The organism is Brevibacillus sp. FIR094 (assembly GCF_050477165.1).
In the GTDB taxonomy this organism is placed as follows: Bacteria; Bacillota; Bacilli; order Brevibacillales; family Brevibacillaceae; genus Brevibacillus.
The window spans coordinates 1-14,816 of record NZ_JBEAES010000053.1 but is presented as its reverse complement, the minus strand read 5'-3'; the positions used below and the strand labels follow the sequence as shown (position 1 = coordinate 14,816).

Sequence of the window (14,816 nt, the reverse complement as noted above, 5' to 3'; positions counted from 1 at the left end):
CCACTTCTAAGTTAAGAAGCGGCCTTATTTTTTTCAAGAAAATCATCAATGTCATTAACAAATAATGATAGTAGATCTCCAGTGTTGAGTTTCTTATTTTTGTGACCCGTATCTTTCCTAAGAGCTAGCATGATTTTCTCGAATTGTAACAACAATTCATTAGGCGGGTATTTGGAAAGGTTAAGATAGACTCTGCGAAAATTTGCATAGGCTGATATAACATCGTCTGAGCCCCACAAGATTAGTTTTTGAGTAAACTTGGTATGAAACTCAATCATCTCGGCTTCAGAAACTGGTTGTCCTGTTTTAGATGACATTAATAGCTTGAAATAAAAAGAAATAAACTCTTCGTACAAAGGTAATTTGTTGGTCCGATGTGATTGTTCAATTTCTTTTTTTCGTTCATAGAGTTTAGTCAAAATAAGAGAAAGTACTGCAACTAGAGCAGTAACTGAACCAGTTATCAATGCAGCTGATACGGGTGGATCTAGGCTCATAAAAGTAGTCCAAGCGGTTTTGAATAGGTAATAAATACCGATAACGACTGAGGCAATTAATCCTAACCCTAAGAAAAAATAAAAAATATTTAGTAGCTTTTTACCCATCTCTTCGAATTACCCCCAATTCTAATAATGTTAGGTGGTCGTTCAGTATGAATATTTTAACAGAAAATGTAGATTTAGTGGAAAGGAGGTGAATAGGAAATGGGATACTCGTTAAAGGATGCAAGAATCACGCACATTTCTCTCGTGGATAAGGGGGCAAATGGTAGACAGTTTGCCATTATCAAGGAAGAGGGCAAGGAACCTTTGCAAAAGGATATCCGAATCTCCAAGACGGACAAGGCAGAGCAAATTGTCTATGGTGTTGTTTATGAACCAGATGTTGAGGACGCCCACGGAGATCAAATGACGGCAGAAGAGATCAAGAAGGCAGCTCATGGCTTTATGGAGAGGCAAAGCACTTACAATATCGACAAGCAGCACGACCTCGACGCAGACAAGGGATATGTACTGGAAAGCTACATTGCACCTATAGACATGACTCTAGGCGATCAAGAAATTAAGAAAGGCTCCTGGGTGGCTGGGGTGAAGGTGACCGACGCTGACTCATGGGAACAAATCGAAAAGGGTGAGATTACCGGCTTCTCTATGTGGGGAGTAGGTAAACGTGAAAAAATTGAAGGAGCCTCTTCGGATACCGACGATGAAACGGTAGAGAAGGGGCTTTTGCATACCCTTTCCAAGGCATTAACCCGCATCGTCAAAGGCGAGGTGAAAGATAAGTATGAGCGTAACAAGAAGTCAAACGACTTCTGGACTGCTTGGAGTTCGTTTTCAGGTACGATTCAACGCTACAACTACCAGACTGATCGTTACGAGTTTGAAAGCGATCCTGAGAAGGCAAGAGAAGCGATTCAAGACTTCGCAGACCTCTTGCAAGAGATTCTTGGAGCGAACGACATTGCGAAGGCGCTGGGAAAACCGCCTGAACAAATTGCTAAGGCGGGAAAAAAGCTGTCGGCAGCTCGCTTGGACAAATTGAAACAAGCACACACCACAATTACCGACCTACTGGCCGAAGTAGATGACCAGGCGGAAAACGAGGAGGAAGAAGACGTGAATACAGAAGACATTCAAAAAGCAGTTGCAGCAGCCATGGCGCCAATTACTAAGCAATTGACTGATTTGCAATCGGAAGTAACCGAGCTGAAGAAGGCAGAAGGTGGAGCAGGCGATGAGGAGCAACAAACCGATCCAGCAACAGCCGCATTGACTGAGGCAGTCGCCAAGGCATTGGAGCCAATTACTAAGCAAGTGGAGACGTTGGGGAACGAGGTCCAACTGATGAAAAATTCAAGAGGTTCCAGTCACCAACAGCCTACAAACCCGATCCAAAAAAACGAAGACGACAGTTCCTTTAGCGGGCTGTTGTAAGGAGGGTGTTCACATGAGAACAAACGGACAGATCATCACAAAAGCTGCAACTACAACGTCGCTTGACACTTCTGCTTTGAATTACAAGCAGGTCGATAAGTTTGTGGAAATGGCGTACGATTCCACTGAGTTTTTGAAAGGAATCCGACATGAAACTCGTACATCAGCGCAGGGAACCATCGACAAAATTGGTGTAACCGGACGAAACCTTCGAGGAAAGGTGGAAGACAAAGAAACAACAAACCCTAAAACGCCAAGCTTTCCACAAGTTCCTTATTCTGTTACGCCTGTTGTCCTCCCGTTCGAAATCACTGAGGAGTTTATTCGTCAAACAGAGCGTGTCCGCGGTCAAAACGCAGAGCAAATCATCTTGAAACAAATGACTCTGAATTATGGCGATAACATGCAGGACATCGGTTTTAACGGTAATACCGCAACGCCGAACACTGATCCAGATTATGAATTCTTGAAGATCAACGACGGATGGCTGAAACTAGCCAAAACAAAAGGAAATTACATTGATTGGGCTACGATTACTCCTGCTGAAAAGCTAGGTATCTTTTTCGAACTAGAGCGTGCTGTCCCGACTCGTCAACGCTCAGCCGGACAATTCAAATACTTCATGCATCCGAATACGTTCTCTGAACGTTTGCAACGACTGGCGGAAAAAGATACAAGCGCGTCTATTCAGTTGCAGATTACTGGAGGCGTGAAGAAAATCAACTCTTATGATGTAGAAGAAGTCGCCCATATGCCAGAAGGTGCTGTTATCTTCACATATCAGCGTAACTTCGTGATGATAAACACCTATGCTATGCAAATTCGGAAAACAACAGAGGGCAAAGAAGCGATTTATGCTGACAAGCGATTCTACGCTATGCATTCCGACTTTGACCCTATCTTTGAGGAGCCAACAGCAGTCTCCTATGTCGAGGGGGTAGTGTTTTAATGCTCGTCACATACATTGGGGAGAATGCCTCGCTCCAGACTTACGGTTTTCGCTTTCAAAAGGACAAGCCTGTTGAGGTAAAGGATAAGAAAGTGCTGGATAAATTGAAAGCACGCGACGACTTCAAGATTCATGAGTCAGAGAAGTCAAGTCAGCAAAAAGGGTCCACAGATACGCCTGCTCCAGAAGGAGGGGCATTAGATGCTGACGTCGGAGAAGGTCAAACAGCAGAGTAGCACACGAGCCGTTCAGGACATGACACCTGAGCGGCTTTCCTATCTCATTTGTGAGGCCAAGGTAAGGATTGAGCTGTTCACGTCTCGCCCGTTCGTGGACAATGACGCCCGGCTTGAAGTAGCTCACTTCCGGTTGGTTGAGGCAATGGTATTGACGGACAATGATGAAACTCTTGGAGCAGAGGCACGCGGTATCACGTCTGAAAGTGATCAAGGTTACTCTTGGTCGGTCGACAGAGCTGCTGTTACCACAGGTAGCCCATTGGTTGACTCGATGCTGCGGCAGTGGATGTCCTTTACCGCCGAGGCAACAGATGGGGGTAACATCAAGGCGATGATCTTATGAACCATCGGATGAATGATCAGATCGTTTTGAGACGAACAGTAACGGTTCGTGGAGAGCGTAACAGAGTTACCACTACCGAGTTACCCTCTCGTACCGTTATGGGGTGTATACGAGCCGTAGAATCATCATGGCAACGTCCAGCGAACACCGATCCGGTGGAATGGGATTATAAAGCGACCCTCGGCTTCTTACTGGGTGAGGATGTACGCAAAAATGATCGGGTCGAGACAACTGACCATGGGGAATTTGTTGTGGTTGATGTCAGGAGAGGGCGACGCCTTCTAGCTGTGACAGCGATCCAGCAAAAACGAGGTGCGGAGTAGTGGACTTTAAACAGTTCGAAGAGCGCATGAGACGCCTGAATAAGAACGCAACTGAAATTATGCAGCGCATTGTCTATCAGCTCGGGGAAGAACTACTCAACCATGTTATTGATGAGCTCGGCAGCCAAGACCTGATTGATACGGGTACCCTCTGGAATTCGTTTTCTCAGGGAGATCAGAACAACGTTTGGGAGTTTGACAGCGGTCGTGATACCTTGACCCTAGAGGTCGGGTCTAATCTGGCCTATGCTCAGCACTTGAATGATGGCTATACCATCGATAAGAGCTATTTTGTGCCTGGCTATTGGAATGGGGTCGGGAAGTTCATTTACGATCCGTCTGCAAAAGGCGGATTCATGGTAAAACCACGGAGCTTCATTGGACGGAAATACTTCGACATTGCATTGAAGGATTTTCAGGGCGGCATGAAGGCACTGCTCGAAAAGCTACTACAAGCTGAGCTGGAAAGGATGGTGAAGTGATGGAGAACCGAGAGTTGTTATGCATTTTCGATTTGATCAACGAGGCATACCCTTCCCTCGACATCCTGGACAGCTTAGACGTGTGGTTGTCTGGCGAGTTTGAACCTCCCGTGGCCTTTATTCAGACCCAAGGGGTATCTGAGCGCGGAAATACTCTGACGTCGTACAAAATTATCTCCGACGCTGGGATAGTGTTGCATCACCGAAAGAAGAAGTTAGTCGGGGGCCAAGAGGTGTATGAACTGATTTCCACCGAACCACTCAGACAATTATTAAGGCTTGAGCGTTACAGTTATCGGGGAAAAATTGACGGCCTCTACATCAACATTGACAACACATCATTCCGCATCCGATCGGATAGGAAGGATCGCACAGAAATAACATTTCGGTTTGAGTACATCGCTGCGATACCACGTCCAGTTGTCGAGAAAATCAACCACTTTGAAATCGAGGAGGACTGATCCTGATGGCTAGAAAAGAAATGCCGGATGAGTCATCCGGTTTGAATCGTTCCAGACGTGAATGGATAGAGAGCGCAGCTTATCTAGGAGCCGAGGGCTTCGAGGTAGCAGGTGCTCTTTTTCATTTGCAGGACCATGAGCAGGTACCTGAGAACGAAGTTAAAAAACGGCTTGCCAAATATAGAGGCGGTGAAAAGTAATCATGACAATCCAAAGAGAAAGACCGGGTGTAACGGTCGAACTGATCGCAAAAGCAAAAGAACGTGTCGTACCGAAAAGTGGTGTCGTACTGGTGCCGTACCAAGCGGAGTGGGGCGCGCCTGATGAACTGGTGAAGCTCGGGAGCTTTGAGGAGCGGATGGCGCAGACGTTTGGCAAGGTCGATACTGTAGAGCTGGCAGCAGAAGGCGGCGCAACGATTCTCGCGTACCGCATGACAAATGGCGCAGCCACAAAAGCAGTGTACGAGCAGGCGGATGCTGTCCGCATCGAGGCGTTGTATCCGGGTCTCGTGGGGAACGAGCTGAAGGTTACCATCACGACATCGACGTCTGAGCCAGGGAAAAAGGAGCTGCAAGTAGTTGGGCCTCTCCAAACGGAGAAGTTCTCGTTTGCAGACGTGAATGAGCTGGCAGCGAAATCGAGCCAGTCCAACTATGTACGCATAAAAAAGCTAGGAGATAATACGGTTGCACTTGCAGCAGAAACAGCTTTGACGGGAGCTACAAGCGGCACCATTGCTCTTTCTCCTGCCGATTCTACTAAGCTTTTCATGGCTGTCTCCGGTGCTGACTTTGATGCAATGTATCTGCCTTTTGATGATGTTGGCGTACAAGCTGCGGCAAAGCAGTTCATGAGTGATCGACGTACGAAAAACAAAAAGCTCAGTACGCTTGTCATCGGTGGTAAGGACATCGAGGACGATAGCATGACGAAGCACGTCGAGCGTTCAGTGTCACAAAATGCGCGTTATGTGGTCAACTGCGCGATCGCTGGACCGCACAACAACGGCAAACAGTACGCCAGTCTCCAATGGGCGGCATGGGTTGCGGGCATGATTGCTGCAACACCTGCACATGAATCTCTGACGGCTGTTGTCGTTCCATTGAAAAAAGCGCTCAAGGATTGGGGCCACACCGATATTTTGAGTGCGCTCGGCTCTGGTACGTTGATCGCAACCCGCGACGGGGATGTGTACATCATCGAGAGCGCCGTCAATACACTGGCTGTTCTAGGTACGCATGAACGTGAGGACTACGGCAAAATCCGTGTCAGCATGACGCTGGATCAAATCGTCAATGACATCAATCAGGTAGGGAAGAAATACAAAGGTAAGTTGTCCAACAACGACCTAGGCGGTGCGGTGTTTGTCTCTGCCGTCAACGCATATCTGACCGTCCGTGAGCAGCAGGGCGCAATCGATACAGGCTGGACGTTTACGGACAAAAAGAACGGTGTAGGTGATCGCCGTGGCTTCCTTTTGTCTGCAAAGCCTCTTGATGCCATCGAATACTTCGACATAGATTGGGAGGTGCAATAGTTGGCTATCGCACGCGATATTAAGCTGAAAAACTGCCAGGTATATGACGATAACGGCGATCCGATTTACGGCACGCTTGAAGGGAAAATGGTTCTTAAAGTGGAGTACGGAGACACGAATCGTCTCCAAAGAGGAAAAATCCAAACGGTAAACGATTGGCACGTAGAGGTGACACTGACAATCACCTCAACTAATGCTGGTTTGAAGTATTTCTGCGTGGATCATCTGACGCGAGGTAAGACACCTGTCCTGCCGTTTTTGATCGGGGAGACGTTGGATAAAGAGGCGGGAAACTCCGAGCGTGTCCGAATCTCCAACATTGTGCTGAATCCCGAAGAAATCGCTTTGTGGGAAGCCAAGGCGGATGGAAACGATAATGCAACATATGAGATTAAAGGCATGTCAAACGAGAAACCGGACTACCTGGACAAGCTGCCAGAGTACTTCGACTAGTAGGAGGAATCATTGTGAGCAAATTGGATAAGTATTTAGCGAAAGCAAAAGAGCCGGTGCAGAGACGCACTGGCACTGTTGTTATCGATAGTGATGAGTGGAAAGTGCGAGAGCTTACGATGTCTGAGACAAGGGCATGCATCAGATTAGCTGAGGATGGTAATGGGAATTTTGATACGTTCCGTTACAATGATGTTCGTATTGTCAAAGCTACAGAGCATGATTTTCTGTGGAACGATAAAGACCTCCTGTTAGCTTACAGTGCCAAGGACAAATTTGACCTACCAATAAAACTGTTTGAAAATAACCGCGATGGATATACTGCACTTTTGGAAAAGGTGAATGAGGTAAACGCGAAGGTCAAATCAGAACAAGAAGTGGTTGAAGAACTAAAAAACTCATTCGAACCGATGGAGAATCAAGCCACCTCTGTCGGGCATACCTCAGAGGTAGAGGGAAACCATCAGACATCCTAGAGTATGAGGTCGACCCTTATATGCAAAAGTTGTTCATTACGGCTTGCCAAGCAATTGAAGCAGAAGAAGAGGAGAAGGCAAATACCTAGCTTTCTCTCTTCTCCCGAGCGAATGGAGGTTGGGGAGAGGAAAGAAAGACACTTTTTGTCGTTTGTTGCCGAATTGTTTGGACTGACTTGGAATGGTAGGTACGGTAGAATGTAGGCGGGAAGGGGGAATCCATTATGGTAAGAGTAACGTTAGAAAAACCTCAATTCAGTCTTTTGAGCTTATGGAAAATAATATTCGGCTTAGTTGTCATTGCTAGTTCTTTCGTTTTGGGATTGGTACTATCAGCATTCGGACTTTTTATAATTGGTATACCTCTTCTAATCATGGGGTCGTTAGGATCAATACCGATATTCAGAGAAGCCAGGAAACATAGCAAGTTTTGGTGTTCACGATGTGAGAAAGGAATAGTGGTATACAAATATCAATACAAAGCTATTTGTCCAAGGTGTAGAGCTGGGTTTCACATAGATTGGGAATCATAAAGCGAAGGCGACTAAAATCAGTCGTCTTTTTTATTTGTCTGGAGGTGAGACAGTGGGTGCAGTTGTAGGGCTTACCGCGTATATCCAAGCGAAAAATCAATTGAGTCCAGAACTTCAAAAGCTAATCAAATCTTCGAGGAATGCTCAGAAAGAAATGCGTCAGCTTGATGAAGCGACTCAAGAAATGGTCAAGGAAATGCAAAGAAGTATCAAACGGGCAGCAGATCAGAGCGAACGAGATTTTAAGCGGGAATTTGATCAAATGCAGAAGGAGGCTAAGCAGCTAAAACGTCAACTTGGGGACTTGGACTCAACAAGAGCTAAACCAAAAATCAATGTAGACGATCAGGCGCGGCGTGAAGTAGCAGCGGTTAAGCAGGAAGTAAAGGCTCTTGATGGCAAGAAAGCTACTGTTCAAATTGAAGCCGCTGCCGGCCCTGGCGTAAGCGAATTACTTGCTGGTGGACTTTTAGCAGGGGTAGCTACATATGGGGGTGCTGGCTTCATTGATCAGCTCACCTCAGAAAGTCAGGCTAATGCCCGAAGAGCATTGTTGGGCGATACGGCTAACGAATTGCGAGAGTACAAAAAGGAAGCACAGAATCTCGCAATAATGAATCCTAACATTGATCGAACGCAAATTAAAGATTTAATGACCACGGCAACCAGATTTGACTCTAAGAATGGGGCTGATATCACCCGTCAGTCGCTGCAACTCAATGCAATCCGCCCTGATTTTGGAGGCGTCGAAGAGTACCAAATGACGATGTTCGCTATGCAACAAGCGTGGAAAGATATCACCGATGTTACCAGATTTGGGGACACGCTTGCAGAGATAGCCAATACCACGACTGACATTCGTGGAGAAGCACTTGATACCATTGTTGAATACAGCACACAGGTGACGAAGTTCCTGGACACGCCCGAAAAGCTTGCTGCTTTGACCAAGGAAATGAATAATCTTTGGTCGATTGATAAAGGCTTTGATGCCTTGAAAGAAGCAACCATCAAGCTCGACAATCAGGGGGATATGGTCAATGTTTTAAAAACAGCGTATGAGGCGCAGAACATTGATTCTGATGAAGCTCAAAAACGAGCCGAGAAAGAATCAAAAATTATTGCCGAAGCAATCCACTCGTCAAACGCGGCAGACAATCAGTTCGCTATAGCAGCATTGATGCAGACATTTGGTGGCATTCAAGATAAAAAGGTCAGGCAGGAACTATTGAACGAATTTGGAGGTGGCCCTGGGGAAGATATCACGACTGCATTTGCTCCTCTTCTACAGGCTGCGGGACGGATAGGTATGGCTGACTCCAATCAATTTGATTACTCCGGTAAGCTCGATCAATCCTTTAAAACATATCAGGAAAACGACTCATTACGAGGCTTTACCGAAGCCAAAGCATTGATCATGACAGAACTGGTGGGGGTAGGATTAGCACTAGCTGAGGATTTAGAACCTGCAATTAGGTGGACTGCTGATGCATTAAAAGAAGTGAAGGAAATGGTTGAAGGAGCTCCGCCTTGGCTCACATTGGCGGGGTTAGGTACAGTTGTTGGAGTGGTGACAATTGCGCTATGGAAGATGAAAGTTGCGCTAGACGCAGCAACCGCCGCAGCCGTACAGAGAAAGCTAGCTAGGGGGACGGATTCAGGCCCAGATTTACCGGATTTACCAGATGGACCTGATAAGGGTGGTAAGCCGAAAGGAAAAGGTAAGGGTAAAGGCGGCTGGTTTAATCCGTTTAACTGGGGAAGCAAAGGCGACAAAACGCCACAATCAGCAAAGAGTTTTACATTCGAAAATCCATTGGTAGAAGGGACAAAATCCCCAGGTTGGAGAGAAAAGTTCAAAAATTGGGGTGGCATGCTCCCGAAAAGTGATGCCGTGCTAGATAGTCTCAAAGGCGCTTGGGATGTTACAAAAACTACTGGCACAAATCTGTTTCGAAAAGTACCTGAAACATTCAAAGCCATAGGAGGTTTGCTTCCATCCGGCGATTCCATGTTGAAAGGTTTAAAAATTGGTTGGCAAGGATTAAAGGCTTCAAGCGGTAGTTTAGCACGCAAAATACCAATCGCTGGGATAGGTATAGGCTTAGGACAGATTCTGACTGCCGATGATCCGCTTAAAATGGCAGGGCAAATCGGTTCGGAAATACTCGGTAGTGCGGCGGGAGCGGCGGCGGGAGCATCTGTTGGTTCAGCCGTACCTGGTCTAGGAACGGCGGCAGGCGGGATAATTGGAAGTATCGCAGGATCTTTCGGGGGCGCGGCTATATACGACAAGGTGCTGGAATGGTGGAATGCGGCACCTGCAACGCCACCAGATTTTACTTCGGCTTTATCTGTTATCCCGAAACAAGCTACTGCTCCGGTTCCGGTTGGGCCACCGATACCCGTAGTATCACCAGTTGGAAATACTGCCAATAAGCCAAAAGTGGTTTCAGTATCAATTCCAAATGTGACGGTTCCTCTTCAGGCTGCTGGTGTTCTTCAAGACATCCCTACCATGCTGAAAATGCTCAGTGATCCGTCTGTTGGTCAAAAGATAAAAGACATCATTGAGAAATCACTAATGGACGCACTGGAGACAAGGGGAGGTGTTGCAGGTGATCCGATTACAAGGTAAATATCGGCTTACTTTCCCCGTCACTCCGGCTGAAATTCAATTTCGCGGATATGGGAATGACATCGAGAGCACATCGACAATCAATTTGCTCACGAACAATCGGATATCAGGAAGACGTCCGAAATCCATTTCTTTCGACTTCTTCCTTCCCGGTGATACCGAAGCACCATACATCGAAGTAGAAGGGTATCAGGGGCCGCGCGAATGGCTTGCGGGTATTGATCGCTTAATGGGAGCTGCGGTGCTGCTGACCATTAGCGAGCTGGATTTGGCTTGGAATGTTCTTATCGGCCCATGCGATGGTAGGTTTGTGGGTAAAAACGTAGATTACCATGGGTCAATAGAATTTCCTCTTTTCATGAAAGATGAGTTCGTGACCTGGAGTAATCAAACGCAGGTCTTGAGTCCAAGCAGCGTGATAGCGAAGCAACAGACTGCCAGACCGAATACGAGCGGCAAGAAGCCAAAGAAGAAAAACAACAATGAATCTTTGATTGCACCATTGCAGGCATTGCAGCGCGACCGCATCCAAAGCAAGGTAAAAGGATTCCAACCGTAGATAAGGGGTGAATGTTTTGAAAGTTATTTACGGGAAAGAGTCTACCCGAATTGACCTTACCAATCAGATACAGGAACTGTCCTGGTCATCGTCTCGCGGTCAGATCGCCCAAAACTGTGATATCAGAATCAAGGATGCCCCGCCGTTACAGTCGGCGGGTTTTCTTATGGCTTTTGCGGGTCAAGACCTCAAGGAATCAGAGCAGTTTTTTCACGGCCCGTTGGTTCGCTTCGACCGCGATGGCAAGACAAACGACCTGTCAGCCACGGCATATGAGGTCAGTTGGTACTTACAAAAGAACGAGACTTCTCGATTGAAACTGAATGGTGACGCAGGCAAGGAGCTAGAAAGAATCATCAAGGCTACTGGAATCAAATTCAGTTGTCCAGCCTTTGGGTTTATGGTCAAGGATAGGCTCAGCCCTCAGTCTTATACATCGCTATTCACAGCACTGACGGAGCAGGCTTATGAGAAAACGGGATTTCGGTACTTCGTCCAACACCAGCGGGATAAATTGTCAGTGCTGCCCGAAGGTCAAAACAGTGTCGTTCCTATGTTCAAGGCAAGCATGCTGGAAAGCAGTTCAACAGGGGAGAGCATCGAAGAAGTGTATACGGTAGTCACGGTCGAGCGGTACAAGGATGATAAGGTAGCTGGCAGCGCAACGAAAGAAGACGCGAACCTAATCAAGCAGATTGGGCGCATGCAAAAGTTGATCGATGCGGGCGAGGAGAAGAACCTGTCTTCCCTCGCTTCGAAACAGTTGGCCACATTGTCGAAGATACCCAAGACTCGCTCTATCTCCGTAAGGCATGAAGACAATAACGCTGCCCGAATACGAGCTGGCTGGCTTATCAAGATCATGGAGAAAGACAACAAGACGATAACAAACTGGATTGTTACGAGCTGCAACGCACGATGGAAGGGCGGGCAATACACAATGGATTTACAGATGGAAGGGAGGTAGTAGGGATGCATTCGGTCATTGCAAAGCTCAGGGGGCATGCTCAGGAAGGCATCGAGAATACGCAAGGGGAATTCGGAAGGCTCTCGTCGCTCTCGCCCTTGTCGGTGAAGTTGGACGAGGACCCGGAACCTCTGGAAGAAGATGAATTGGTGAAGCTGAACCCGTTGAATTGGAGACCCGAGGATGTCGGAAAGAAAGTGGCTTTAATGCGTTGCACAAACGGGCAGTACCTGTTACTTGGGGTGGTGGAGTAATGTTTCCAGAGCTGAACGGAGACGAAACACAACTGATGCAATCTGCCGACAACCCGATTCCATGGACATACAAATTCGACTGGACCACAAAACAATTGCTGCAAGGGCCAGATGGTCGTTATTTGAGGACGACTACCTATGCGGAGTATCTGGAAGAGACAACAAAGAAAATCTTGAATACTCGGCGTTTCCGGTACGAGATTTACTCGGAAAGATACGGGGTTGATTTTTTATATGAGACAGGAAGAATGCAATCTGGCATTTCGTTACCAACCATTAAGACGCAAGCACAAGAGGCGCTAGAGGCTCATAGTGAGGTTGAGCGTGCAGAAGTGGTAGAGATTCGGTTTGAGGACAATCGAGTCATTTTTTTGCTCGAAATTGAGGGCACGAGAGGGACAACCAGGACGGAGGTGAATACATGGCAACGATAGACAAACCAGAAATGCCGATACTCAGGGAAACACCGGATCAGATTTATCAGCGGATGGCGAATCGGATGATGGTCATTGCTCAAGAGCGAGGGGAATCGCCACCTGCTACTGAAGAAGGGGAGATTCATTACGACTTTAATTATCCAATCGCACTTGAAATCAGTGATCAACAACAGCTTTTTGAGTATGGATTTCTTCAACGGTTTCTACCATGGGCAGATGGTGAGTTTTTGGATGCTAACGGGGGCTTTTTTGGCCTCCCTCGTAAAAACGGAGAGTCGGATGACGCGTATCGGCAACGACTCATTGATCGGGCAAGAAGTGAAGAAGGAGACGGACGGCGCGCGGACTACGAACGTTGGGCACGGAACATAGATGGTGTTGGGGATGCTGTAGCTGTTGAGAAAACACGTCATGACAATTCAATTGATGTGTACATTACTGACCTTTCCGGTCAACCAGCCACGCTTGAGTTGGCACAACTTGTACGAACGAAGCTGGAAGACAAACGCAGGGCCTTGCACGACTTGCAGGTACTGCCAGCTAACGTTTATCCGATGACTATCGCTGTAAAACTTGTCTTGCGACCAGATGCGGAATTCGAGAAGGTCAAAGACCAAATAACCACACAAATTAAAACCTACCTAAAAGGGCGTTCTCAGATCGTATACCAGCAGATCGGAGCGCTCTTTTTCGTGGATGGTGTAATAGACTTCACAGGTTACACCTTAAACGGCGCGGAATTGAATTTGATGGTGCCGGCTGACTCTGTATCAACACTAACCATGGCGGTGACAACATGATACCAGAGCGCTATAGACGTATGTTACCGCCGCAATGGTACGAGAATGACATTGCAGAATACCACTTTGAGGGTACGACAGCAGCAGTCTATACTTTCAATGTGCAGCGTGAGGATGTTCTACAGCAGTTTAGCCCATGGTCAGCTACCTGGGGATTGGATATATGGGACTGGATTTATTTTGGAGAAAAGCAGCTGTTAACCATTGAGGAACGCCGGAAGAATATTCTTGCCCAGCATTGGGCCAGATTACCTTTTACCATGCCAGTTTTGCAGTCATTGGGTAGGGCGGTGGGCGAACTGGTTTCTGTCTCTGAGGATTTCGAAGCAAAAGAGATTGTTTTCTCCTTTCAACAAAATAAATCTGTCGATCTTTTAACTTTACACAGGACATTTGAAAGAATGAGGCCCGTTCATGTGAATAGAGAAAGAATCATCATCCAACAAAGTGGAAGCCTTATTTTTTCTACTGAAACCATGCAAGTGTTTGAAACAATGCCATTGTTCTGCGGTTCATTCCACGCTGGAGGTGAAAACGATCTATGCTAACGGAGCACGCGCTGACAAGGCAAACGAACAGTCTCGAATCGATTTTTTTCAGTGCAGAAGTAGAGCTGAACGGGGTACTCATTCCAGCGGAACTCATAAAAACAAGACAAAGTAGTAGTAAGATTACTTTCTTGATTCGGCTACCTGCCTCTGAAACGGGCATCGTTACAAAACGAATGATCAAGGATGAGAACGGAAAGATCGTCTGGCAAGATACAGTGAATTTTGTAAAGCCTGCCCGGGAAGTTGCTTTAAGTATTCCTATCGAGTTGAAATGGAAGGTAGGTGAATGATGTGGCATACCAAAAGCAAACGCATGTGAACAGGTTTGTCGACCGACCTAACACATACGTCTTACAAGAAAACGGGGACGGAACCGTTTCGATTGTTCCAGCCTGGAAACAGATTGCAGGAACGCCAGTGGATGAATTCAGGCTGAATCATATGGAGGACGGAATTGAAGGGGCGCACTTGCTGTTTGGACGATTAGAGCGTCGAGTGACTCGTGTAGAAGCTTACCTTGATTTAGACAGTCATGATGTAGAAGGAGCGCAAGCGAGATTTGCCGACACCTACGATGGCGTAGATGACCCGGTATTGAAACTGGATCAAACAAAAACGTATGCGACAACAGCGTTAACCGCCAAACCTTCATCCACAATAGTTACAGTAGCGTCAACGACTGGCTTTACAGTAGGACAGGAAGTGACTATATGTGATGATGTGGCTTTTGAGAATCAGAAGATCACAGCAATCGGAACAGGGACAATTTCCTTTGCCTCGCTCGCAAACAACTACAAAAAGGGCGCTCTCATCGGTCGATCAACCATCTATCGTGATGTAGCGGCACAAAAAATGCGGATTGGTGGGTGGGGTACAC

At 46.9% G+C, this 14,816-nt stretch carries 21 protein-coding genes; 20 read left to right on the top strand and 1 reads right to left on the bottom strand.

From position 1 onward, the window contains the following. Positions 1–11 precede the first annotated feature (11 nt). Positions 12–605 carry a hypothetical protein gene (locus ACQ5DJ_RS28045; RefSeq protein ID WP_429845308.1) on the bottom strand — a complete coding sequence of 198 codons (594 nt, stop codon included), beginning with the start codon at positions 603–605 and terminating at the stop codon, positions 12–14. 99 nt (positions 606–704) lie between these two features. On the opposite strand from ACQ5DJ_RS28045, the gene ACQ5DJ_RS28040 reads away from it, so the two are divergent. The 20 genes from ACQ5DJ_RS28040 to ACQ5DJ_RS27945 form a co-directional block, all read left to right on the top strand. Beyond that, positions 705–1,937 (top strand): XkdF-like putative serine protease domain-containing protein, encoded by a 1,233-nt coding sequence (locus ACQ5DJ_RS28040; RefSeq protein WP_429845307.1) that lies wholly within the window; start codon positions 705–707, stop codon positions 1,935–1,937. A 13-nt stretch (positions 1,938–1,950) separates the two neighbouring features. Continuing rightward, positions 1,951–2,886: a major capsid protein gene (locus ACQ5DJ_RS28035; RefSeq protein ID WP_429845306.1), complete on the top strand. Its 936-nt coding sequence runs from the start codon at positions 1,951–1,953 to the stop codon at positions 2,884–2,886. Further along, positions 2,886–3,122, top strand: a complete 237-nt coding sequence (locus tag ACQ5DJ_RS28030; RefSeq protein WP_429845305.1) for a hypothetical protein — start codon at positions 2,886–2,888, stop codon at positions 3,120–3,122. The genes ACQ5DJ_RS28035 and ACQ5DJ_RS28030 overlap by 1 nt, the downstream gene beginning before the upstream one ends. After that, positions 3,088–3,468 carry a hypothetical protein gene (locus tag ACQ5DJ_RS28025; protein ID WP_429845304.1) on the top strand — a complete coding sequence of 127 codons (381 nt, stop codon included), beginning with the start codon at positions 3,088–3,090 and terminating at the stop codon, positions 3,466–3,468. Before ACQ5DJ_RS28030 ends, ACQ5DJ_RS28025 begins: the two co-directional genes overlap by 35 nt. Next, the gene (locus ACQ5DJ_RS28020; RefSeq protein WP_429845303.1) at positions 3,465–3,791 is read left to right on the top strand and encodes a hypothetical protein; all 327 of its coding nucleotides are present in this window, start codon (positions 3,465–3,467) and stop codon (positions 3,789–3,791) included. Before ACQ5DJ_RS28025 ends, ACQ5DJ_RS28020 begins: the two co-directional genes overlap by 4 nt. Continuing rightward, entirely contained in the window at positions 3,791–4,273 is a 483-nt protein-coding gene (locus ACQ5DJ_RS28015; RefSeq protein WP_429845302.1) for an HK97 gp10 family phage protein, read from the top strand. Before ACQ5DJ_RS28020 ends, ACQ5DJ_RS28015 begins: the two co-directional genes overlap by 1 nt. After that, a complete protein-coding gene (locus ACQ5DJ_RS28010; RefSeq protein ID WP_429845301.1) occupies positions 4,273–4,734 on the top strand; it encodes a hypothetical protein in 462 nt (153 codons plus the stop codon). The genes ACQ5DJ_RS28015 and ACQ5DJ_RS28010 overlap by 1 nt, the downstream gene beginning before the upstream one ends. A 5-nt stretch (positions 4,735–4,739) precedes the next feature. Continuing rightward, positions 4,740–4,934: a hypothetical protein gene (locus ACQ5DJ_RS28005; protein ID WP_429845300.1), complete on the top strand. Its 195-nt coding sequence runs from the start codon at positions 4,740–4,742 to the stop codon at positions 4,932–4,934. Positions 4,935–4,936: 2 nt separating this feature from the next. Beyond that, the gene (locus tag ACQ5DJ_RS28000) at positions 4,937–6,274 is read left to right on the top strand and encodes a phage tail sheath subtilisin-like domain-containing protein (protein ID WP_429845299.1); all 1,338 of its coding nucleotides are present in this window, start codon (positions 4,937–4,939) and stop codon (positions 6,272–6,274) included. Continuing rightward, on the top strand, positions 6,275–6,727 hold the full coding sequence (locus ACQ5DJ_RS27995; RefSeq protein WP_429845298.1) for a hypothetical protein: 453 nt from the start codon (positions 6,275–6,277) through the stop codon (positions 6,725–6,727). A gap of 14 nt (positions 6,728–6,741) precedes the next feature. Then, positions 6,742–7,203 carry a hypothetical protein gene (locus ACQ5DJ_RS27990; protein ID WP_429845297.1) on the top strand — a complete coding sequence of 154 codons (462 nt, stop codon included), beginning with the start codon at positions 6,742–6,744 and terminating at the stop codon, positions 7,201–7,203. Between the two features lie 585 nt (positions 7,204–7,788). Further along, positions 7,789–10,371 (top strand): hypothetical protein, encoded by a 2,583-nt coding sequence (locus ACQ5DJ_RS27985; RefSeq protein WP_429845296.1) that lies wholly within the window; start codon positions 7,789–7,791, stop codon positions 10,369–10,371. Continuing rightward, positions 10,352–10,930: a hypothetical protein gene (locus tag ACQ5DJ_RS27980; protein ID WP_429845295.1), complete on the top strand. Its 579-nt coding sequence runs from the start codon at positions 10,352–10,354 to the stop codon at positions 10,928–10,930. The genes ACQ5DJ_RS27985 and ACQ5DJ_RS27980 overlap by 20 nt, the downstream gene beginning before the upstream one ends. A gap of 16 nt (positions 10,931–10,946) precedes the next feature. Beyond that, a complete protein-coding gene (locus ACQ5DJ_RS27975) occupies positions 10,947–11,897 on the top strand; it encodes an XkdQ/YqbQ family protein (protein ID WP_429845294.1) in 951 nt (316 codons plus the stop codon). Positions 11,898–11,902: 5 nt separating this feature from the next. Continuing rightward, entirely contained in the window at positions 11,903–12,151 is a 249-nt protein-coding gene (locus tag ACQ5DJ_RS27970) for a hypothetical protein (protein ID WP_429845293.1), read from the top strand. After that, the gene (locus tag ACQ5DJ_RS27965) at positions 12,151–12,585 is read left to right on the top strand and encodes a DUF2634 domain-containing protein (protein WP_429845292.1); all 435 of its coding nucleotides are present in this window, start codon (positions 12,151–12,153) and stop codon (positions 12,583–12,585) included. The genes ACQ5DJ_RS27970 and ACQ5DJ_RS27965 overlap by 1 nt, the downstream gene beginning before the upstream one ends. Beyond that, the gene (locus ACQ5DJ_RS27960) at positions 12,573–13,388 is read left to right on the top strand and encodes a baseplate J/gp47 family protein (protein WP_429845291.1); all 816 of its coding nucleotides are present in this window, start codon (positions 12,573–12,575) and stop codon (positions 13,386–13,388) included. Before ACQ5DJ_RS27965 ends, ACQ5DJ_RS27960 begins: the two co-directional genes overlap by 13 nt. Next, positions 13,385–13,936 carry a putative phage tail protein gene (locus tag ACQ5DJ_RS27955; protein ID WP_429845290.1) on the top strand — a complete coding sequence of 184 codons (552 nt, stop codon included), beginning with the start codon at positions 13,385–13,387 and terminating at the stop codon, positions 13,934–13,936. Before ACQ5DJ_RS27960 ends, ACQ5DJ_RS27955 begins: the two co-directional genes overlap by 4 nt. Next, complete coding sequence (locus ACQ5DJ_RS27950) at positions 13,930–14,229, top strand: hypothetical protein (RefSeq protein WP_429845289.1); 300 nt, start codon at positions 13,930–13,932, stop codon at positions 14,227–14,229. Before ACQ5DJ_RS27955 ends, ACQ5DJ_RS27950 begins: the two co-directional genes overlap by 7 nt. Position 14,230: 1 nt before the next feature. Further along, a partial coding sequence (locus ACQ5DJ_RS27945; protein ID WP_429845288.1) for an integrase occupies positions 14,231–14,816 on the top strand: 586 nt, incomplete at its 3' end.